Annotated in this window: 19 protein-coding genes and 1 tRNA gene; 8 read left to right on the forward strand and 12 right to left on the reverse strand. The window is 32.4% G+C overall.

Annotation, left to right across the window (positions count from 1 at the left end):
- Positions 1-20: 20 nt before the first annotated feature.
- Positions 21-94: transfer RNA gene (locus tag ACH2BP_RS03120), tRNA-Asn, on the forward strand.
- Between the two features lie 64 nt (positions 95-158).
- Here the strand turns inward: ACH2BP_RS03120 and ACH2BP_RS03125 are convergent.
- Positions 159-752 carry a 2OG-Fe(II) oxygenase gene (locus ACH2BP_RS03125; protein ID WP_395056914.1) on the reverse strand — a complete coding sequence of 198 codons (594 nt, stop codon included), beginning with the start codon at positions 750-752 and terminating at the stop codon, positions 159-161.
- Positions 753-1017: 265 nt separating this feature from the next.
- Between ACH2BP_RS03125 and ACH2BP_RS03130 the strand changes: the two genes are divergently transcribed.
- Positions 1018-1506 carry a nuclear transport factor 2 family protein gene (locus tag ACH2BP_RS03130; RefSeq protein WP_395056916.1) on the forward strand — a complete coding sequence of 163 codons (489 nt, stop codon included), beginning with the start codon at positions 1018-1020 and terminating at the stop codon, positions 1504-1506.
- Positions 1507-1509: 3 nt separating this feature from the next.
- Positions 1510-1962 carry a GNAT family N-acetyltransferase gene (locus ACH2BP_RS03135; RefSeq protein WP_395056917.1) on the forward strand — a complete coding sequence of 151 codons (453 nt, stop codon included), beginning with the start codon at positions 1510-1512 and terminating at the stop codon, positions 1960-1962.
- 134 nt (positions 1963-2096) lie between these two features.
- Here ACH2BP_RS03135 and ACH2BP_RS03140 read toward each other — a convergent pair whose 3' ends face one another.
- On the reverse strand, positions 2097-3050 hold the full coding sequence (locus ACH2BP_RS03140; protein WP_395056919.1) for an L-threonine 3-dehydrogenase: 954 nt from the start codon (positions 3048-3050) through the stop codon (positions 2097-2099).
- A 209-nt stretch (positions 3051-3259) separates the two neighbouring features.
- Here ACH2BP_RS03140 and ACH2BP_RS03145 point away from each other — a divergent pair, with 209 nt between their 5' ends.
- From ACH2BP_RS03145 to mfd, 3 genes are all read left to right on the forward strand, one after another.
- A complete protein-coding gene (locus ACH2BP_RS03145) occupies positions 3260-3865 on the forward strand; it encodes a hypothetical protein (protein WP_395056921.1) in 606 nt (201 codons plus the stop codon).
- A gap of 32 nt (positions 3866-3897) precedes the next feature.
- Positions 3898-5562 carry a T9SS sorting signal type C domain-containing protein gene (locus ACH2BP_RS03150; protein ID WP_395056923.1) on the forward strand — a complete coding sequence of 555 codons (1665 nt, stop codon included), beginning with the start codon at positions 3898-3900 and terminating at the stop codon, positions 5560-5562.
- Positions 5563-5705: 143 nt separating this feature from the next.
- Entirely contained in the window at positions 5706-9014 is a 3309-nt protein-coding gene (gene mfd / locus ACH2BP_RS03155; protein ID WP_395056985.1) for a transcription-repair coupling factor, read from the forward strand.
- Positions 9015-9099: 85 nt separating this feature from the next.
- On the opposite strand, the gene ACH2BP_RS03160 is transcribed toward mfd, so the two are convergent.
- From ACH2BP_RS03160 to panC, 10 genes are all read right to left on the reverse strand, one after another.
- Positions 9100-10722 carry a DUF4139 domain-containing protein gene (locus tag ACH2BP_RS03160; RefSeq protein WP_395056925.1) on the reverse strand — a complete coding sequence of 541 codons (1623 nt, stop codon included), beginning with the start codon at positions 10720-10722 and terminating at the stop codon, positions 9100-9102.
- A 61-nt stretch (positions 10723-10783) separates the two neighbouring features.
- The gene (locus ACH2BP_RS03165; protein ID WP_395056927.1) at positions 10784-12739 is read right to left on the reverse strand and encodes a transglycosylase domain-containing protein; all 1956 of its coding nucleotides are present in this window, start codon (positions 12737-12739) and stop codon (positions 10784-10786) included.
- A gap of 9 nt (positions 12740-12748) precedes the next feature.
- Positions 12749-13261, reverse strand: coding sequence for a hypothetical protein (locus tag ACH2BP_RS03170; protein ID WP_395056929.1), 513 nt, complete (start codon positions 13259-13261; stop codon positions 12749-12751).
- A complete protein-coding gene (locus tag ACH2BP_RS03175; RefSeq protein WP_395056931.1) occupies positions 13261-13557 on the reverse strand; it encodes a type II toxin-antitoxin system RelE/ParE family toxin in 297 nt (98 codons plus the stop codon). The genes ACH2BP_RS03170 and ACH2BP_RS03175 overlap by 1 nt, the downstream gene beginning before the upstream one ends.
- On the reverse strand, positions 13554-13781 hold the full coding sequence (locus ACH2BP_RS03180) for a hypothetical protein (protein WP_395056933.1): 228 nt from the start codon (positions 13779-13781) through the stop codon (positions 13554-13556). Before ACH2BP_RS03180 ends, ACH2BP_RS03175 begins: the two co-directional genes overlap by 4 nt.
- Positions 13782-13814: 33 nt before the next feature.
- A complete protein-coding gene (gene radA, locus ACH2BP_RS03185; RefSeq protein ID WP_395056935.1) occupies positions 13815-15176 on the reverse strand; it encodes a DNA repair protein RadA in 1362 nt (453 codons plus the stop codon).
- 2 nt (positions 15177-15178) lie between these two features.
- Positions 15179-16456, reverse strand: a complete 1278-nt coding sequence (locus tag ACH2BP_RS03190; RefSeq protein WP_395056937.1) for an alpha/beta hydrolase — start codon at positions 16454-16456, stop codon at positions 15179-15181.
- 51 nt (positions 16457-16507) lie between these two features.
- Complete coding sequence (locus ACH2BP_RS03195) at positions 16508-17470, reverse strand: lysylphosphatidylglycerol synthase transmembrane domain-containing protein (RefSeq protein ID WP_395056939.1); 963 nt, start codon at positions 17468-17470, stop codon at positions 16508-16510.
- 1 nt (position 17471) lies between these two features.
- Entirely contained in the window at positions 17472-17822 is a 351-nt protein-coding gene (panD, locus tag ACH2BP_RS03200) for an aspartate 1-decarboxylase (RefSeq protein WP_395056941.1), read from the reverse strand.
- 13 nt (positions 17823-17835) lie between these two features.
- Positions 17836-18684 (reverse strand): pantoate--beta-alanine ligase, encoded by an 849-nt coding sequence (gene panC / locus ACH2BP_RS03205; RefSeq protein ID WP_395056943.1) that lies wholly within the window; start codon positions 18682-18684, stop codon positions 17836-17838.
- A gap of 108 nt (positions 18685-18792) precedes the next feature.
- On the opposite strand from panC, the gene ACH2BP_RS03210 reads away from it, so the two are divergent.
- Both ACH2BP_RS03210 and ACH2BP_RS03215 read left to right on the forward strand, forming a co-directional pair.
- Positions 18793-19602, forward strand: a complete 810-nt coding sequence (locus ACH2BP_RS03210; RefSeq protein ID WP_395056945.1) for a glycogen/starch synthase — start codon at positions 18793-18795, stop codon at positions 19600-19602.
- Entirely contained in the window at positions 19602-21287 is a 1686-nt protein-coding gene (locus ACH2BP_RS03215; protein ID WP_395056947.1) for a DUF4270 domain-containing protein, read from the forward strand. Before ACH2BP_RS03210 ends, ACH2BP_RS03215 begins: the two co-directional genes overlap by 1 nt.
- The last annotated feature ends 7 nt before the right edge of the window (positions 21288-21294 follow it).

A 21294-nucleotide genomic window follows, 5' to 3' on the forward strand; every position in this document is an offset into this window, starting at 1 on the left:
TTTAAAAGTGAAACACACTTTCCTTCTTAGCTCAGTTGGTTAGAGCATCTGACTGTTAATCAGAGGGTCCTTGGTTCGAGCCCAAGAGAGGGAGCAAAAAGCGAAAAGACTATCAGAAATGATAGTCTTTTTTTTGTTTAGAGTTTTTCTATAAAATTTTAATCTCTCTTCAACCAACCCGTTATGCTCATGCGTCTTTCATTGGTAACCAAAACCTCATGAACCAATTCGTTGCTTTTGAAGAAAACTGTTTTGCCTTGCGTAGGGGATATTTTCTGATCGTTGTCTAACTGATGAATAAGCAATTCGCCACCATCCTTTTCTTGCCAATTATTGTTTAAATAGCTAATCATCGAAAATTGTCTGCTCGAATTGTCCTGAAACTGGTCTAAATGTTTCCTGTAAAAACTTCCAGTTTCGTACAAAGAATAATGAAACTCATAACCTGTAATTCCTGCATAACAAGATATGTTTAGATATTCTATAAAAGCTTCTATTTGTACAAAAAACGCATTTTCGTGAGCATTGTTGTTCTTTTTGTCAAGCCAATAAATAACATCGTTTCGTATCGCCGTGTTGTGTATTAGCTTGTCAGCGTTTCCGGTTCCTGCCGTAAGCAATTTATTGTTGTGATGTAGAGAAAGTAAGTTTTCTTTAAGATGGTTGGCTAATTCGTCACTCAAAAAGTATTGAGAGATGCCAACTTTATTTTCAATATAAGAATCAATGAGTGTTTCAAAACTATTTTCCATAAGATTGTTTGACTACCTGAATAGACAAGCAATGCCACAAGGTAGTCTTAATAAACTACAATCGACTTTAATTAACTTTTTTGATTATTCTATTTTAGGAGCACAACATTTTCGTTTCATTTCAAATCATTTCCCGCTTTCCGTTTCAATCTTTTCTTTTTTAAAGAAAAAAAGAAAAGGATTTCTACTACAATCGGGGCTATAATTCAAGATTCCAACTTCTTTTAAATTTTTTGATTAATTTAGTGCTTAAAAATCCTCACCTATGAAAAAATTACTTTCAATAATTCTGTTCGTTTCTTCATTAACTCAAGCCCAAACCAGAGAAACAGCAAAGATAAAGTCGATTTTAGACAATTGGCACAAAGCGGCGGCCGAAGCAAAATTTGACACGTATTTCGGTATGATGTCCGAAGAATCTATTTTTATAGGAACTGATGCTACAGAAAACTGGAACAAAAAAGATTTTATGGCGTTTGCAAAACCTTTTTTCGACAAAGGCAAAGCGTGGAGTTTTACTGCCTTAGAACGTCATGTTTATTTCGACAAATCAGGAAAAATAGCTTGGTTTGACGAATTACTAAACACCCAAATGAAAATTTGTCGTGGTTCAGGGGTTCTAGAAAAAATAAAAGGCGAATGGAAAATAAAACACTACGTTCTTTCTATGACCATTCCTAATGATAGCACTAACGAAGTAATTAAAATAAAGGAAATTATAGAAAATCCAATTATAGACAAGTTGAAGAAATAAAAAATGAACAATCAATTAATAATAAGAGAATATAATTTTGAAGATAAACCAAAACTACTTGAAATATTAAAGCTAAATGTACCCAAATATTTTGCAGAATCTGAAATAGTTGACTTAAATAATTATTTAGACCATGAAATAGATAAATATTATGTTTTAGTATTTGAAAATCAAATTATTGGAGCTGGAGGAATTAATTTTGAGGAGGATTGCACCATTGGAAAAATCAGTTGGGATTTTATTCATCCAGATTTTCAAGGAATTGGTGCAGGTACAAAATTACTCGAACATCGTTTAGATATTTTAAAAAGCATCAATAAAATTAAAACCATATCGGTTAGAACGTCACAATTGGTTTACAAATTTTATCAAAAAAATGGTTTTGTACTCAAAGAAGTAACAAAGGATTATTGGGCACAAGGATTCGATTTGTACAATATGAAATACGAACAATAAAAAAAATCACTTTTTTAGAGCGGTTTTTTGCGGAATTTATTTATAATTTAGTCCAATTGTCACTTCGAGCGGAGTCGAGAACCGTTATTGTATCTCGACTGCGCTCGATATGACAAAAGAACTTGAACTAAAATTTATTGGTAGATATTTTCTTTTAGTTTGGCAATCATTTCTACCGTCATGTTTTCCATATCGAAATCATTTTTCCAACCCCAATCTTTTCTAGCCTCACTATCATCGATGCTGGCTGGCCAAGAATCGGCAATTTTCTGACGGAAATCTGGTTCATAATCGATCGTGAAATCAGGGAAGTGTTTCTTTATTTCTTCGGCAATTTCAGCAGGTGTAAAACTCATACCAGACAAATTGTAGGAAGAACGGATTTTTACATTTTCTGACGGAACTTGCATGATATTCACAGTTGCTTTTATCGCATCGTCCATATACATCATAGGCAAACCTGTATTTTCGGACAGGAACGAAGTAAATTTTCCATTGGTAATCGCTTTGTGGTAAATATCTACTGCATAATCGGTCGTTCCGCCACCTGGAGGTGTACTCCAACTAATTAAGCCAGGATATCTAATGCTTCTCACATCGACACCATATTGTTTGTGGTAATATTCGCACCAGCGTTCTCCTGTTTGTTTGCTAATTCCGTAAACCGTACTTGGTTCCATAATGGTATATTGCGGTGTGTTTTCGCGTGGTGTTGTTGGTCCAAAAACAGCTATACTTGAAGGCCAAAATATTTTTTTTATTTTTCCAGCTTTCGCTAAATTCAAAACATGAAAAAGCGAATTCATATTCAAATCCCAAGCAAAAGCAGGATTTTTTTCGGCTGTTGCCGATAGTAATGCCGCCATCAAATACACATCGGTAATCTGATATTTCTCTAATAAGTGTTCAATCTGATTGTAATCTAAAGCATTTACAACTTCAAAAATTCCTTCGTTTACAATATCAGTATTTAATTTTCTAATATCGGAAGCAATCACATTGTCTTTGCCGTAAATTGTTCGTAATTTGTTTGTTAGCTCGGTTCCTATTTGTCCGCAAGCGCCTATAATTAATATTTTTGTGTCCATTTTTGTAATGTTGAAGTACAAATATAATGTTTTCGTAAAATATAGCGTTAACATCTTTAACACTTTGGCAAACCAAAAACCAAAAATAACTACATTTGTATTTTAGTTAAATTTTTTGATATGAAATATTTATGATTATTAAATCACCAACACAAATGATGGTTTCCTCATAAATATACCATATTCCAATAAAAAAATATTATATACATATGAAATATATTGTTTCACTGTTTTTGTTATTGATGGTTTTATTCACGGGCTGTAAAGACGATGATAATACGCATGAAATGCAAATTGCCAAAGCTTTGAAAGAAAAAGAATTGGTTTTTAGTACCATTAACAAAACATGGGATTTTGCGCCACGAACTTTAACACCAGAAGCGCAAGCCATCACAAATAACTGGAGTGAATGGAGATTATTTACATCTGAATTGTACCAAAAACCCAAAGGAACGATTGGTGCTTTTCAGCGAAAAACTAAAAGTTTGACACTAAAACTTGAAGTTTTAAACAATACGATTCCTGAAAGAATAAACCGGCCGCAAATAAAAAGCAGGTTGATGGCGATAATTACAAAAGTAAAAGCGTTGCATACATTTATAAACCTTGATAGAATTCCTGAAAAAAAAGTAGTTATTTTGATTACCGATTTGAATGTCGAATTGATGGCTTTTCAAGATCAAATAGAAGAGATTGTGCGTCGTAGCCACATTCAAAGAGAAGAAGGAGAACAAGAAATGTTAAATTCATTAAATGGTTCAGCTCCAACAAATGGATCTTCGGAAAAAGACACTAAAAACATTGACTATCAATAGAATAAATTACATTTGTAAAATAAAATAAAAATATGATTAAAAATTATACTTCAAAATATTTAGATTTTTTATTGTTTCTACTACTAATTTTAGTTTCGAATATCAGCCAAGCCCAAACTACAATTTGGACTGGTTCTTGGGATAATGGCGATCCGGATATTACAAAAGATGTAGTTTTTACTACGAGTTATACTTCAACTGGAGATATTTCGGCAAAATCTATTTCAGTATCAAACGATGCAGTAGTTACGGTTATTGGCGGAGTCACACCACACATACTTACGGTTGAAAACAATATTTCTGTTACGGGAGCGCTTTCAAAATTAATTTTTGAGAATAATGCTAGTTTATTACAAACAAATCCTTTGGCTACAAACACAGGAAATATAAACTTCAAAAGAAATGCAACGCCGATGAGGGTATTAGAATATACCTATTGGTCATCTCCTGTTGCAGCGCAAACATTGGTTGGTTTTTCGCCACTTACAAGTACGAACAGATACCATTCTTATAACACAACTACAAATGCTTGGGTAAATGAAGCACCTGCAAATGTAATGCAACCCACAAAAGGTTATGCAATTATGTCGCCTAGTAATTATACATCGACACCACAAACATTCAATGGAGAATTTATTGGTGTACCAAATAATGGTGATGTGCCAACAAACGTTGTTGCCTTTAATCCAGTTTTATTAAATTATAATTTTATTGGAAATCCTTATCCTTCGGCAATTAGCGTGATTAGTCTGTTAGATAATTCTAATTTAGGAACAATGTATTTTTGGACACACAATACTGCAATTGCATCGAATGTTTTTACGACAAACGATTATGCTGTAAGGACCAGAACAACTGGAACAGCAGCGGTATCTGGAGGAACAGCGCCGGGATTATATATAGCTGCAGGACAAGGATTTTTCGCATCGGCAGCCACAACAACTTCATTTATATTTACAAATAGTATGAGAGTTGCTGGCAACAATGGTCAGTTTTATAAAAACGCACAAGCCGTTCCTTTAAATTATTATATTCATTTAAACTTAACAAACACATTAGGCGCATTTAAACAAATTGCATTTGGATACGAAGAAGGCGCAACAAACGGATATGATTTTGGGACTGATGCATTAGCTTCTACAGAAGGTGCCATCACTTTTTATTCGATGATAAGTCCTATAACCTCTGGTTTCGGAATACAAGGAAGGGCATATCCTTGGAATGTAAATGATATAATCGATTTAGGTTTTAATGCAACTATTGCGGGTGATTATACAATTGCTATCGATCATGTAAATCCTTTTTTTGATGACAAAGACATTTTTCTTGAAGACACAAGTAATGCAACTTACCATAATTTAAAGCTAAGTTCTTTTGATTTTAATACTGCTGTAGGGACATTTAATTCTAGATTTAAAATTCATTATCAGAATTTATTGTCAACGAACAATAATTTTTCTATAAATGAAAATTCAGTTTTTGTAAATGGTAATAATAATGAAATCGTGGTTAACTCAACTTCCGAAAAAATAAAAAACATTCAAGTTTATGACGTTTTGGGTCGTTTGATTTTCGATAAAAAAAATGTAAATGAAAACAAATTTGTAATTGAAAACATTCAAAAACAAAACCAAGCATTAATCATTAAAACAGAATTAGAAAACAATCAAATAGTTACTAAAAAATTAATTTTTTAATTTCAATTTGTATTAAAAAAGTCCTGTCTCGTTCTAAAATGAGGCAGGATTTTTTTTGCATAAAAAGTCAAAGTATATTTGCATAAAATTATTTTCAATTGAGTACCGAAATCATCTCTAAAAAATACAGCGAACAAGCCAAAATAGTTACTATATCTAAAGCAATTACTGGCGACAACAAAATTCATATTAAAGGATTGGTTGGTTCGTCATTTTCGTTTGTCATTCAAGCTTTGTTTGCAAAAAGTGAAAATTCTTTTTTGTTATTGTGTAACGAAAAAGAAGAAGCTGCTTATATATTGAATGATTTAGAACAACTCGTTGGCGATCAAGACGTATTATTTTATCCAAGTTCTTACCGAAGACCATACCAAATAGAAGATACGGACAATGCGAATATTTTGCTTCGTTCGGAAGTTTTAAACCGAATAAATTCTCGCAAAAAACCAGCTATTATTGTTTCTTATCCAGAAGCCATTTTTGAGAAAGTGGTAACCAAGAAAGAATTAGAAAAAAATACTTTAAAAATTTCGGTTGGAGATCAGGTTTCTATCGATTTTATAAATGAAGTTTTATTTGAATACGAATTCAAAAGAGTCGATTTTATTACTGAACCTGGAGAGTTTTCTGTTCGTGGCGGAATTTTGGATGTATTTTCTTTTTCGAACGATAATCCGTACCGAATAGAATTTTTTGGTAACGAAGTAGATAGCATTCGAACTTTCGATGTGGCCACACAACTATCAATTGAAAAGAAAAATAAAATTGCGATTATTCCCAATTTCGAAAATAAATTTTTACAAGAAAACAGAGAAAGTTTTCTAGAATATATCAATGCTAGAACAACAGTTTTTATTCAAAATACAGATTTATTATTAACCCATCTTGACAAATTATTTAACAAAGCTGAAGAAACTTTTGAGAAGTTAAATAAAGATATCAAACACGCTTCGCCAGAACAATTATTTCTAAATCAGAAGGAATTCATTAAGCAAGCTTTAAATTTTTGTGTGGTCGAAACAGCTTCTAAACCTACTTTTAGAACATCGGAAACTTTCGAATTTCATATCAAACCACAACCTTCTTTCAACAAGCAATTCGATTTGTTGTTAAATAATTTGAAAGAAAACCACGAACACAATTACAAAAATTATTTGTTTTGTTCGAATCAGCAACAAGCCAAACGTTTTCATGATATTTTTGAGAGTCTTGACGAACAAAATCACGAAACTATAACCAAGCAATACGAAACTATTGTATTGCCATTGTATCAAGGTTTTATCGACGAAGAAAACCAAATTGCTTGTTACACGGACCATCAAATTTTTGAAAGATATCATAAATTTAGCATCAAAAATGGTTATTCAAAAAAACAAACCATAACGCTCAAAGAACTAACTTCACTGGTAGTTGGCGATTATGTAACGCATATTGATCACGGAATTGGAAAATTTGGTGGATTACAAAAAATACAAGTTGATGGTAAAACACAAGAAGCGATAAAACTAGCGTATGCTGACAATGATATCGTGTATGTAAGCATTCATTCGCTACACAAAATATCAAAATATACGGGCAAAGATGGTGCGCCACCCAAGATTTATAAACTTGGTTCTGGAGCCTGGAAAGCTTTAAAACAAAAGACCAAAGCCAGAGTAAAACATATTGCTTTCAACTTAATTCAATTGTATGCGAAACGTCGTTTAGACAAAGGATTTGCTTTTGCGCCCGATAGTTATTTGCAACACGAACTAGAAAGTTCGTTTATTTATGAAGACACGCCAGACCAGTTAAAATCGACCCAAGAAGTAAAAGCCGACATGGAAAGTGATCGACCAATGGACAGATTGGTTTGCGGTGATGTAGGTTTCGGAAAAACAGAAGTCGCTATTCGTGCAGCATTTAAAGCGGTAGATAACGGAAAACAAGTTGCTATATTAGTACCAACAACCATTTTAGCATACCAACATTATCGAACATTTACCGAAAGGTTAAAAGACATGCCGGTTACTATTAATTATGTGAATCGATTTAGAACAGCTAAACAAAAAGCCGAAACACTCAAAGATTTAGAATCGGGAAGTCTTGATATTATTATAGGAACGCATCAATTGGTGAGTAAAAATGTAATTTTTAAAGATTTAGGATTACTTATCGTTGATGAAGAACAAAAATTTGGGGTTAATGTAAAAGACAAACTCAAAACCATTACTCAAAATGTTGATACACTTACACTAACGGCAACACCAATCCCGAGAACTTTACAGTTTTCGCTCATGGCAGCAAGAGATTTATCAGTCATTACTACGCCGCCGCCCAACCGTTATCCTATCGAAACCAATGTGGTTGGTTTTAATGAAGAAACTATTCGTGATGCTATCTCGTTCGAAATTGAACGTGGCGGACAAGTATTTTTCATTAATAATAGAATAGAAAACATCAAGGAAGTAGCAGGTATGATTCAGAGATTGGTTCCTGATGCCAAAGTAGGAATTGGTCACGGACAAATGGATGGTAAGAAACTAGAAGAACTCATGTTGGCCTTTATGGAGGGTGAGTTTGATGTTCTGGTGGCTACAACCATTATCGAAAGCGGATTAGATGTGCCGAATGCAAATACGATTTTCATTAACAATGCTAATAATTTTGGATTGTCAGATTTGCATCAAATGCGTGGTCGAGTGGGTCGAAGTAACAAGAAAGCTTTTTGTTATTTTATTTGTCCGCCGTATTCTGTAATGACGGAAGATGCTAGAAAGCGAATTCAAGCTTTAGAACAATTTTCGGAATTGGGTAGTGGTTTAAATATTGCCATGAAAGATCTCGAAATTCGTGGTGCAGGAGATTTATTAGGTGGTGAACAAAGTGGATTTATAAATGAAATAGGTTTTGATACCTATCAGAAAATCATGAACGAAGCCATCGAAGAACTTAAAGAAAACGAATTTAAAGATTTATATGAAAACGACGATGAAACGGTAGAAAAAGAATATGTAAAAGATTTACAAATAGATTCTGATTTCGAATTATTGTTCCCAGACGATTATATTAATAGTGTAACCGAACGTTTGGCTTTGTATAATGCATTAGCAATTATTAAAGATGAAAAAGGCTTGCAGGAATATGAAAAACAACTCATTGACCGTTTTGGTCCTTTGCCAAAACAAGCCATTGCCTTACTAAATAGTTTGCGCATCAAATGGATTGCTACCCAAATTGGTGTCGAAAAATTAATCCTAAAACAAGGTAAAATGGTTTGTTATTTTGTGTCAGATCAACAAAGTGATTATTACCAATCGAAACGTTTTCATCAAGTATTACAATTTGTACAAAAACAACCGCAATTGTGCAAAATGAAAGAAAAAGAAACCAAAAACGGACTTCGTTTATTATTGAATTTCGAAAATGTAAAAAGCATTAAAAAAGCTTTAGAGCTGATGGAGATGGTTTAGATAAAACCGCTAATTATACCATTTTAGTTTTGATTTAACACGAATAATGACAACATCCTCAGTAAATATAAGATATTGTTTCAATTTACAAATTACCAATAATTTTATCTTTAGGATATTTAACTAAATAACTAATTCTTATTTTTTTGGTTTCGTTGGGTTTTAAATCTAAATCCCAAGTTAATATTCCAGTTTCTAGATTGGCTTTGGCACCATCTTTTTGAAGTAATTCGATTTCTATTTCCTTGTCAGAACTTAATGGATATTGGTCTTTTAGCAACATCACAATAGCTTCTTTTTTGTTATTTCTTACTGTGATGTCATAAGTAAATGTTTGTTCTTTTTTAGAAGACAAAAATTTAGTTCCAGATTTATCGACTACTTTCTCACGTTTGATAGATACTTTTTTATCTCGTCCCATACTCAAATTTAAAGTATCAGAAGTTTGACTCGGATTTATCATTGTTTTCCCCACATACATCCCTTCAAAAATAATGTTGGCTTCTCCAGGCAATAAATTATATTTAGAATAATCGGCAATTTCGGCCAGTAAAAACGCTTCTTTTTCTACTCTTGGTGCCGCATAATATTTGTATGAAGCAGGTAGTTTTATTTCTTTTAATGCTACACTATGTGCTTTTCCGTTAGATAAAATGTCATAAGGAATATCAATATCAAAAGAAACATTCAATTGGTTTTCGTTTATAGTTGTGTATGCTGAAATTGTTGATTCTTCATCTTTTTCTTGAATCGTTAATCCAGAAACTTTACCAGATAATGATTGAATAACATTCTGTTTAGATTTTTTGTCTCCATCTCTATAACCATAGCTTTGCTCGTAACCATATCTTAAAAACCAAGAACTTAAAATTGGTGCTTGATTGTTCTGATTTGGGTTTCCAGATGACAACGTTAGTTTTACTTTTTTCCAATCGATTCCAGTATTTTGTATCACTTGCGCTTTGTACATCATATTTATTGGAGAAGTAACATTATCTGCTCTCAAATCATAAAATGGCGACCACGAAGCGTTATTTGTTACATACGAAATTTCTAAAGGGACATTGCCAGCAGTAGTATTCATAACCTGCAAGACTAATTTCCCTGACGAGGTTTTTTCTTCTTTAGTAGTATCGATTTCGAGTTTGTTATTCAGTTTTGTGATTAATTCATTTAGCTTTTTTTCTTTTTCTTCAAGCGTGTTTATGGTATTGCTAATTTCAGTTCGTTTCGATTTGTAATAATCGACCATTTTTGTCAATTCAAGTACACTTAAACCAGAATTTTGACCAAAAACTTGTTGGTTTTTATCCAATAACTCTATCGTTTTACTTTCGGAATTTCGAGAATTGATAACCCGATTTAGTTCTTTTTGAACCAAAACAATACTGTCTTTTACTTTTTTAATCGCTGGCGAATTTTCATCGATATCATATTCCGACATATAATCGTTTGTAAATTGTACCGAAAGCACGGTTAACGATGATGGTGCGCCAATTTGAACTGAACTTTCATTCAAATAATTAGCAACATTTTTTACAACAATTTCGCTCGTTCCTGAAGGTAATAGGACGTTTGTGCTTTGTGAAATTTCGGTCGCATTAAAATATACAGTTGCCGACTTTACTTTGGCAGAAGTAAAAATAGATTTCTGCGCAAATGAAATTGCAGAAACTAAAACAGTAAAAATTAGAATTATATTTTTCATAACAAATGGGTTTATTTACATAGAGTACCTTTTTGCGTAAAAGGTTGGGAAGGCAATGAAATTAATTAAAATCAAAATCGGTAAAAAGAGAATCTACAGCAATAGAATCTTGCACTTTAAACTTCATGTGTGTTCTTGCGCGACCCGAAATAGAAATAGGAACTTTTTGCCCAATAGTATCTTCAGAAGTTAATAATCCTCGACGCAACATGAGTTTACTCATAAATTCTTCGTGTTTGTTTGCAAAGGATTTTAGTTTTCCTTCGTCATCAAACTGATACATAAATTTTTTAGGTTTAGGCACAATCGATGCTAGAAACAAACATTCTTTTAAAGTTAAATCGATTGGTTTTTTCTGAAAATAAAAAGCAGCTGCTTCCCCAATTCCATATACATTTGGTCCCCATTCTATCACGTTAAAATAAACTTCGAGCATGCGTTGTTTACTTGCAATTCGATTGTTTTCTAATAAATAAACCAATAATATTTCTTCTAGTTTTCGAGATAATGTTTTTTCGCGTGTTAAAAAAACATTTTTCACTAATTGCATACTGATTGTGCTAGCACCACGAGAGAATTTTTTGGTTCTAATGTTTTTAGTAATCGATTGTTTGAAAGCTTCATTAATAAATCCGCGATGAGAGAAAAACGAAGGATCCTCGGAAGTGAGCACACATTTTTGAAGATAAGGCGAAATTAGTTCTAAAGGTGTAAAATTAGGATTAGAATTACCTACTAAAACAGGACGTTGCAACACATTGTTTTCGATGGCGCGATAGACGAATTCTCCATTTAGTTTGTTTAAATTGGCTTCGCCATATTTTACAATTTTGAGTTTTTCTTTATTTAGGTTGCTGTTAAAAACCAAAGCGTTTGGTTTGTTTTTATTGTATTTGAAATTGAGTTTATAATCAAAATTTCCTTCCGTTTCCATTCCTGTAAAATGGGTAAATAATCCTTCTGGAAGCGAAGAAATAAAATCTTGAGCTTTCATTTTTGGAATCAAAACTTTAAGTTTATAAATCGTATCTTCTTCTGTATTATATTCCGCAAAAGGCTGTAATTTGATGTTGTTTATTTGTACTGACGAAGTACTGTCTATCGATACAAAATTGCTTCCTAGTAAAAAACGATAATCGAAACTAGCGGTTTTTATTAGTACTTCTTTTTTTGCGATTTTAGGATGATTTATAGTAAAATCTTCTACCGAAACCAATCCGTCAAGATGAAGTTCGTCACTTTCTAAATCGAATTTATCCAATTTTAAACGAACGTTTTTAAATCCAGATTTAAAACCAAAACGCTTATAAATATAGGGCAATTGTATTTTTGACGTATCCTTGTTGTAAATTCTAACATTGGCTTTTTTGGCTCTTGGATCTACAAAACCTGAAATGTTCCATGATTGCGAAAACTCGTTTTCTGTAACATTAATATTGGTTTCTAATTGATGGTTTTTTAATTCCAAATGGGGCAATTGCATTGTTACTTTAATCCCCAAATCATTCATTCGTATGGATATGTTTTCGAGTTGCATTTCGGTTGGAACCAAGTTTAGCATTTTCGATAATAACCGGTAAGCTAATTTGGCGTAATTTCTTTTTTCATTAACATCATTTCTTTTTTCTTTTTTAAGAAAAGCATCAAAATTGCGACCTTTTTCGGTTTTTACCAGTTGAATAAACCCATTTTTTACTTCAAGATTTTGCAACTGAATATCGCCTACAATCAATTGAAATACATTGATTTTTGTTTTTACTTTTTCGATAGAAAAAAGTGTATCCGCTTCTTTAGGGACTAATATGATATTATTCAATTCGATACTCGAAACACCATCGAAACTGGCTTTTTGTATAGATAAACTGCAATTATAATCAGCGTCAAATTTTGAAGTTGCTTTTGAAATTACCTTTTGTAACAAAACATCACGAAAAAAGTATATTCCTGCTACAGAAAATAACAAGAATACGATTAGAATCTTAAGGAATAGAAAAAATTTTTGTTTTTTGCTTCTCATAAAAAATTATTATGATAATGAGGTTATAAAGGTATCGACTTCTTGTTTTTGTAACCCATATTTTATTTGTAAATCAGAGTTTTCACCCATTTTAGTGTAATAACTTAAGGCTTTATTGGCGAAAAACAACAATTGATGTTTGGGTAAGTTAGGAATTTGCGGATATATTTTATGAAAAAGCATTTCGTAATACGCTTGCCACTCCCTTTCGTTTCTATCATCAACAAATTGTCCAGTTACTTTCTGACCGACATGAACCATTTCGTGGGCAATAAGATTGAGCATTAATATAAATTCAAATTCGAACGTATTTTCTGGGATTCTAATAATTTGTGGTAACCCAAAAGTGCCTTCGGTTGTCATGAGAATATATTCAGCTTTTGCTTTTTCTCGTAATTCGAAACCTCCGAAATTTGGATGTTTTATCCCGTATTCTTCAATAACAAAATTGGCAGCTTGAATGGTTTCGCCCAGTTCGTGATAAGAATTTGTTATTTGTAATATTTCGGAGTAGGGTTTCATTAGAGTGTTTGTGGTTTTTCTTTTGGATTTCTGCTCGAATGAAAAACAGCATAAATTACGGTTTCATTTTCCAAAATTTCATACACAATTACAAATGGAAATTTTTTCACAAAAGCTTCTCGATACGGTTTTCTCTTTATTTGATAATGTTCTGGAAAGTCTTGAATTCGGTCAAAATAAACATCAAGATTATTAAGAAATCGCTCGCCCAAACCAATTGATTTGGATTCGTAAAACAAATAAGATTCAATAATTTCAAGACTTGCTTCTTCTTTAATTATCAATTCATATTTCATTGATTTGCTAATCTTGCATTTGTTTTAACTTGTTCCCAAGAGTAAGATTTTGTCTCGTTTTTTAAATGTAATTCCCTTCTATTATCTACTATTTGATACTGATCGGGCGTAAGATTTATGTCCTGCTCTTTTTCAAGAATTGCACGCAGTTTTTTTAATACAGATTCTTTTCTTGTATTTAGAAGCAACTCAATTAATTCGATTTTTTCTAATTGCAAATCCATAATAAATAAATTTATATTCAAAGATAATGATTTTTACCCAAACAATTCAATTACAATATCTTCAATTTTAGCTACTAATTGTATTTTGATTCCAGTATTTTTCAACGAAATTTTGTTGTATTTAGACACATAAATGGTCGAAAAACCTAGTTTTTCAGCTTCTTGAATGCGTTGGTCTACACGATTTACAGGACGAATTTCGCCTGAAAGTCCTACTTCGCCAGCAAAACAGAAATCTTTATTAATAGGTATATCTTCGTTAGATGATAATATGGCAGCCACCACAGCCAAATCTATCGCAGGATCATCTACTGAAATTCCACCCGTAATATTTAAGAAAACATCTTTGGCTCCCAAACGAAATCCAGCTCTTTTTTCGAGAACAGCGAGAATCATATTGAGTCGTTTTGCATTATAACCTGTAGTGCTTCGTTGTGGCGTTCCGTAAACAGCTGTTGAAACTAAAGCTTGAATTTCTATCATTAACGGACGCATTCCTTCGAGAGTAGAAGCAATTGCAGTTCCTGATAATTCTTCGTTTTTATGGGAAATTAATATTTCTGATGGGTTGGAAACTTCACGCAATCCCGAACCTTGCATTTCATAAATTCCGAGTTCCGCCGTAGAACCAAAACGATTTTTTAAGGAACGAAGAATTCTGTACACGTGGTTTCTATCACCTTCAAATTGCAAAACGGTATCAACCATGTGTTCCAAAATTTTTGGACCAGCGATGCTCCCGTCTTTGGTAATATGACCAATTAGTATGACAGGAACGTTAGTTTCTTTGGCGAATTTTATCAGTTCGGCAGTGGTTTCACGAATTTGAGAAATACTTCCTGGAGAGGATTCAATATAATCAGTATGTAAAGTTTGTATCGAATCGATAATTACAATTTCAGGTTCTATCTCCTGAATTTGCTTAAAAATATTTTGGGTTTTGGTTTCTGTTAATATGTAACAATTATCACCGTTTGTAGTAATTCGTTCGGCGCGCATTTTTATTTGCTTCTGACTTTCTTCTCCCGAAACATATAAGGTTTTGTATGGTAATTTTAATGAAATTTGGAGTAAAAGCGTGCTTTTTCCAATACCTGGTTCTCCACCTAAAAGGATTAAGGATCCAGGAACTATTCCGCCGCCTAGCACTCGATTTAGTTCGCCATCGCAAGTGTCCATTCGGATTTCTTGTGTGCTATCTATTTCCTTTACTAAAAGTGGTTTAGATGCTTTTTTTATTTCCGATGTTTCGGTTTTCCAAGCTGCTTTTTCTTCTTTTTGAATAATTTCTTCAACAATGGTATTCCATTCTTTGCAGGCATTGCATTGTCCTTGCCATTTGGAATATTGTGATCCGCAACTTTGGCAAAAAAAAGACGTTTTTACTTTGGCCATTATTATGGTTTTTTCTCTTCAGTTGGTGTTTCAGTTGGTGTTTCAGTCGTAGGCGTGTCTGTTGTTGGTGTGTCAGATACAGGAACTTCTTCAATAATTTCTTTGGCTTTACCGCCTTTTAAACCTTTAGCTTTTACAGGGATTAATTTTTTTAAATCGGCTGCTTTATTCATCATCATGTCTTTTGTTAGTTCACGAATTTCTTGTTTCATAAACGCATTTTGATAAAATTTAACTGCTTTTTTATAGTCTTTCGTTTTTTCGTAAAACATTGCCATGTGGTAATCATACAACATACTTTTTTCGTACTGCTGACCAGAAATTTGTGCCAATTCTTCATATCCTTTGAAATCACCTGATTTTAAAATAGCTGCTTCAATGGCTTTAAAATCACCCAATCTAACATTCATTTTTATACCTAATGATTTTTCGATAGTTTCGTACTTGTCTGTAAGATATTTTGCGTGACTGTCAGGTAAAATGGCAATTTTTTCTTGATATTCTATCGAAGAAATTGGTCTGTAAACAGAGAAAATTTGGTATAAAGCGTTCGGTATTCCATTTAAAACTAATGAATAATGTGATGCGTTTTTGAAATCATCGAATTTGTAATTCAACAACGGATTCTTTATAGCTGTAATGTTTTTGTCTAAAGCTTTTATTTGGTTTTGAAATTTTTTTAAATCCCCATCAGCAGTTGCTTGGTAATAAAATAAAGGTTCTTTTGTTGTAGCCAGTCTTTCAGGAATTCTTTCTATCATTCCTTTTGCTAATTCAGGACTTAAAGAAATGTAAGCACTAAATTGTGGAATGTCTTTGTATAAAAATGAGTTTAATAAACCTGCTGTCGAGTCGAGACCTGCAATAATTTTGAATGGAGCAATTCGGTATTTTTTCTCAAGATATGGGATTAATTCAGCGGCAATAAATTCGAAAAACGCACCACCTTTTTTGGAAGGTAAACCAGTTGCTTCATCGAATTCGGAATCATCATAACGTTCGTCTTTTTTATTTTGGTTTATACCTATTAAAATTACTTCAGGAATATCGTCCCAATAATTTCCAAATGCTAGATTTCCTTGAAAAGGAGCAAATAAATATTCACCATCTAAAACTAAAACTAAAGGATATTTTTTTTCGAGATTCTTTTCGTATGAAGCAGGTAACTTGATAGTTATTTCTCTGTCAGCGCCTAATTTTTCTAAGTGAATCACATCTGTGGTTTGAGAAAATAGTGTTGCAGAAAGCAATAATGATATAGCAATGAATATATTTTTCATAATATTTAAGAATTATAATAGCGTGATTTTTTGAACTAGCAATATAATAATTTATTTTCTTTTACCCACGATTGGTAGTGCTAAAAAAGAGAAAACACCAAGTAGAACAGTTATGATGAGTTGCGAGATCCAAATAATCCAACCCAATGCGTTTCCTGCTTGCTCAGGAATGCCATATAGCAATAATATTTTTGCAATTAGTACAGGAAAAAAGCCAAAACCTCCGTTGGTAAAAGTCATTACTAATCCGCCTATAACAAAGGCAACAATTGTTGTTCCTAATGACATAGAATTCGTTGCTTCGAGTGAACAAACAGCGAAATAAAACATTAATATATAAGAAAGCCAGATAAGGAATGTATATGCCAAAAAAGGGAATTTATTAGGCATTTTATAAACACTAAATGCACCTTCTTTTAGTCCTTCAACTTTAGATTTTATGAAAATTATAAACTTCCATTTTGAATGTTTATACAAATAAATCGTTGCAATAAGCCCTAAGAAACAGAATACGGCAAATACAATTAATATCTTAAATGGAATATAATATAAAAGAAATTTTTTAAGTGTCGAAAATTCTAATATTACGGAAGTAAAAATTAAACACAAAAGAATGATAAAATCGACTATTCTTTCGGCAATAATGGTTCCGAAAGCTTTGTCGAAAGGAACATCCCGGTATTTTTTTAGTACCAAAGCCCTAGAAACTTCTCCAGATCTAGGTATTCCTAAATTTACGAAATAACCTATACTTACTGCTAAAAAGTTAATTTTGAAACCAGTATAGCTGCCTATTTCTGCTAAGGTATATTTCCATCTGTATGCTCTAAAAACATAACCAAATACGGCAATTATTAGCGAAAACGAAATATAATTATAGTTTGCAGATATTACATAGCCTTTCATCTGTGCTAATTGCTCAGTGGTAAAAGAATTATAAATATACAGCGTGAGCCCTAGTCCTAGTAAAATAGGAAGAATTACTCCGGAATAGGTGCTTAGTTTGTTTCTCACGTTACGTTAACGAATTATCTTTTTCGTTAGGGAAAACTAACCATGGCTTGAAGTTTTTTGCTTTTTCAAAATCCATACGTGCATAAGACATAATAATGATAATATCTCCTTTATGAACCTTGCGGGCCGCAGGACCGTTTAGAGTAATTTCGCCCGAATTTTTTGCGCCTTTTATAGCGTAAGTTTCAAAACGTTCTCCGTTATTTATGTTTACAATATTTACTTTTTCGCCTTCAATAATGTTAGACGCTTCGAGTAAAGCTTCGTCAATAGTAATGCTCCCGATGTAATTTAAATCGGCGCCAGTTACTGTTACTCGGTGTATTTTAGATTTTACAACTTCAATTTGCATGGTACAAAGGTAATTATTTTAATGAAATGTTATCAATCAATCTTATATTGTTCACAAAAACGGCAATAAAAGCACGATAATTTTTGTTTTTACTTTTTCGTTTGCAAGTAAGAAGCGTTTGTTCATCGGCAATTTCGAAATATTCTAACTCAAACAGGGATTGATTTTTGAATTTTTTTACAACCCAATTTGTTACTTCGTTAGCAGTTTTCGTGCCAAAAAGTTTTTTGGCTTCTGTCAAAGTTTTGTAAATTATAGTTGCTTTTGCTCTTTCATCTGCCGAAAGGCGTTCGTTTCTAGAGCTCATAGCTAGTTTGTTTTCTTCACGAAAAATTTTGCAGCCCACAATATTTACAGCCATATTATTTTTGTGAACTAACTTTCGAACAATGGCTAATTGCTGAAAGTCTTTTTCGCCAAAATAAGCATTGGTAGGATTTACAATTTCGAATAATTTTTTCACGATTGTTCCTACACCGTCAAAATGTCCTGGCCTGTGTTTTCCTTCCATCTGGAATTCTAAGCCATCATAATCGAATGATTTTGAGGCAGTTTCCCCTTCATAAATATCTTCGACGGAAGGAGCGTAAATAATGATTTGAGAGTTTAAGGTTTTTATTTTTGCAACATCGTTTTCTAAAGTTCTTGGGTATTTTTTTAAATCGTCTGGGTTATTAAACTGTGTTGGATTCACAAAAATACTAACTATTGTGTAATCGTTATTTTTTAGTGATTCATTCATTAATGATAAATGACCTTCGTGTAAAGCGCCCATCGTAGGAACGAATCCTATCTTTTTTTTGTCTTGTAAAAACGGTTTCAAATAAGCTTTTACTTCTTTTTGTTTGTCAAAAACGGTCATGCGTAAAACATTAAAATTCAGTGCAAACTTACTATTTTAGTCAATATCAACATAAATTTTTGTAATTTTGCAAATGATTTGTGTCCCTTAAACAAAACAAAACAAAAAATGGAGGATAAAAGAATTTTATATGTATCATCAGAAGTAGTGCCTTATCTTGCTGAAAATGAGGTGTCTTTGATGTCGTACGATGTGCCGAAAATGATTAATGATCAGGGTGGGCAAATAAGAATTTTTATGCCTCGTTATGGTAATATAAATGAAAGAAGGCATCAATTACATGAAGTTATTCGCCTTTCGGGGATGAATCTTGTTGTAAACGATGTAGATATGCCTCTAATTATTAAAGTTGCATCGATACCAAAAGAGCGTATTCAGGTTTATTTTATCGATAATGATGAGTATTTTAAAAGAAAAGCTACGTTTACTGATGAAGAAGGAGTTATGTTTCCAGATAATGACGAACGTGCTATTTTCTTTGCAAAAGGCGTGGTAGAAACGGTTAAGAAACTAAACTGGGTTCCAGATATTATACACGTGCAAGGTTGGATGGCAGCGATGCTCCCTATATATATGAAGCATTATTACAAAGATGAAGCTTTGTTTGCTGATACTAAAATTGTAACCTCGGTTTTTAATCAGTCTTTCGACGGAAGTCTAAACGCTGAAATGGGTAAAAAAGTTCAGTTTGACGGGATTCCTCATAGCGCTATTGCGGAACTTGACAATCCTACTTTCGAAAATATTATGATGGCGTCTATAAACCATTCAGATGGTGTTGTTATTGCCTCGGAAAGCATTTCTTCAAATTTAACAAAATTTATAGATGCTTCAAAAAAACCTTTTTTACCTTTCGCTCAGAAAGATGCGTTTTCGGAAGCGTACATAGAATTTTACAAAAATCAAATATTAGGTTAATGATGAATACCACTTTTTTAAGAAAACTAACTATTGTTTTAGTTGCTATATTTTTTGCTTCATGCGATAAAGATTATAATACATTAGGTTCGAATATTGTAGGGAACGATGATTTTACGATTACTCCCGAACTTTTTTCAGTAAAAGCATACAATCAGAAAGTTTCAGCAGTTGAAACAAGTAACATGGCTTATAATCAGTTGGGTATTCTTGTAAATCCAAATACTGTTTTAGGAAAAATAACAGCAAATTTTGTAACACAATTATCATTAGTAACAGAAAAACCAACGTTTAAAAACAAATATTCAATAGAGATTGATAGTGTTGTCCTTACTGTTCCGTACTATAGTACAAAAATATCAACAGATGCAAACGGAATAGGAACTTACCAATTAAATTCAATTTATACAACGAATACATCTACAACGACTCCAAAGATTTATGACCCAATAAATTTAAAAGTATTCAGAAATGGAGTTTATCTTAGAGATTCCGATCCGGTTACTTTTGGAGCACAAAAACATTTTTCGGACGAAGATGCCAATTTTAATGCTAATATAGCTAGTCCAGTGCTAAATGATGCTGTAGCAGCAAACGAAAATACAGCTTTTGTTCCTGATACGAGAGAGTATAAAAAATATAAAGTAGATACAGATAACAATGTACTAGTAATTCCTAAAGTTGTAGAATCTCATAATTCACCAAGAATGCGTTTGCATTTGTCTAAATCTTATTTTAATACGAATATAATTCTTGCTCCAGTAGCTGATTTAGATAACAACAATGCTTTCAAATCTTATTTTAAAGGATTATATTTCCAAGTAACCGAATCGGTTGCAGGCAAAGGAACTTCAATGGGATTAGATTTTGCAAAAGGAGACGTTACAATTTATTATAAACAAGACAAGGTAGATGTGCCAGGATCGACTTCTACTACTCCAAGTACTAGTAGAGAAATGGCTAGTCTTACACTAAAAATGTCAAGAAATACTGTTGGTTTATTTAAAAACACAGACGAGGGTACAGAATATTCAGATGCTATGGTTAATACTCCACAAACAGAGGATAAAAATTTATATTTAAAAGGAGGTCAGGGTTCTATGGCGTTTTTAGAGTTGTTTACTTCAGATGAGTTAACAAATTTGAAATCTAAAAATGTATTAGTAAATGAAGCGAGCCTAACATTTACAGTAGACAAATCAAAAATGACTAGTAATTACGACAAACCACAACGTATTTATATTTTTAATGCGGATACGAATGTTCCACTTTATGATTATTATTTAGATAATACTGTCAATATTACAGATGAGAGTTTAAATAAAATTGTACATGGAGGTATAATAGAAACTGTGGGAACAGGAATTACAGCAAAAGACAAATATAAAATCAGAATAACAGATCATATTAACAACATACTCAAAGAAACGACAGGGGTTACAAAAAATGTTCGTTTAGGAGTTGTTGTGACGGGTAATATTAATGCGCTTAGTTTTGGGGTTTTAAATCCAGTAGAAGTTGCAGCACCTAGTTTTACCGATGCAAATAAAAAAATGAATAAATTCCCAGTTTCTTCTATAATAAGTCCATTGGGAACTGTTTTATACGGTAGTAATTATCTTTCTACAGATGTAAATTATGATGACAGAATAAAATTTCAAATTTATTATACAAAATCTAATTAACTATAAA

Source organism: Flavobacterium sp. (assembly GCF_043756175.1).
Lineage (GTDB): Bacteria > Bacteroidota > Bacteroidia > Flavobacteriales > Flavobacteriaceae > Flavobacterium.

Excerpts from the sequence above, each read along its gene's own strand:
- ACH2BP_RS03125 (WP_395056914.1), bottom strand. The coding sequence starts at position 752 with ATGGAAAATAGTTTTGAAACACTCATTGATTCTTATATTGAAAATAAA.
- ACH2BP_RS03130 (WP_395056916.1), top strand. The coding sequence starts at position 1,018 with ATGAAAAAATTACTTTCAATAATTCTGTTCGTTTCTTCATTAACTCAA.
- ACH2BP_RS03135 (WP_395056917.1), top strand. The coding sequence starts at position 1,510 with ATGAACAATCAATTAATAATAAGAGAATATAATTTTGAAGATAAACCA.
- ACH2BP_RS03140 (WP_395056919.1), bottom strand. The coding sequence starts at position 3,050 with ATGGACACAAAAATATTAATTATAGGCGCTTGCGGACAAATAGGAACC.
- ACH2BP_RS03145 (WP_395056921.1), top strand. The coding sequence starts at position 3,260 with ATGAAATATATTGTTTCACTGTTTTTGTTATTGATGGTTTTATTCACG.
- ACH2BP_RS03150 (WP_395056923.1), top strand. The coding sequence starts at position 3,898 with ATGATTAAAAATTATACTTCAAAATATTTAGATTTTTTATTGTTTCTA.
- ACH2BP_RS03160 (WP_395056925.1), bottom strand. The coding sequence starts at position 10,722 with ATGAAAAATATAATTCTAATTTTTACTGTTTTAGTTTCTGCAATTTCA.
- ACH2BP_RS03165 (WP_395056927.1), bottom strand. The coding sequence starts at position 12,739 with ATGAGAAGCAAAAAACAAAAATTTTTTCTATTCCTTAAGATTCTAATC.
- ACH2BP_RS03170 (WP_395056929.1), bottom strand. The coding sequence starts at position 13,261 with ATGAAACCCTACTCCGAAATATTACAAATAACAAATTCTTATCACGAA.
- ACH2BP_RS03175 (WP_395056931.1), bottom strand. The coding sequence starts at position 13,557 with ATGAAATATGAATTGATAATTAAAGAAGAAGCAAGTCTTGAAATTATT.
- ACH2BP_RS03180 (WP_395056933.1), bottom strand. The coding sequence starts at position 13,781 with ATGGATTTGCAATTAGAAAAAATCGAATTAATTGAGTTGCTTCTAAAT.
- radA (WP_395056935.1), bottom strand. The coding sequence starts at position 15,176 with ATGGCCAAAGTAAAAACGTCTTTTTTTTGCCAAAGTTGCGGATCACAA.
- ACH2BP_RS03190 (WP_395056937.1), bottom strand. The coding sequence starts at position 16,456 with ATGAAAAATATATTCATTGCTATATCATTATTGCTTTCTGCAACACTA.
- panD (WP_395056941.1), bottom strand. The coding sequence starts at position 17,822 with ATGCAAATTGAAGTTGTAAAATCTAAAATACACCGAGTAACAGTAACT.
- panC (WP_395056943.1), bottom strand. The coding sequence starts at position 18,684 with ATGACCGTTTTTGACAAACAAAAAGAAGTAAAAGCTTATTTGAAACCG.
- ACH2BP_RS03210 (WP_395056945.1), top strand. The coding sequence starts at position 18,793 with ATGGAGGATAAAAGAATTTTATATGTATCATCAGAAGTAGTGCCTTAT.
- ACH2BP_RS03215 (WP_395056947.1), top strand. The coding sequence starts at position 19,602 with ATGATGAATACCACTTTTTTAAGAAAACTAACTATTGTTTTAGTTGCT.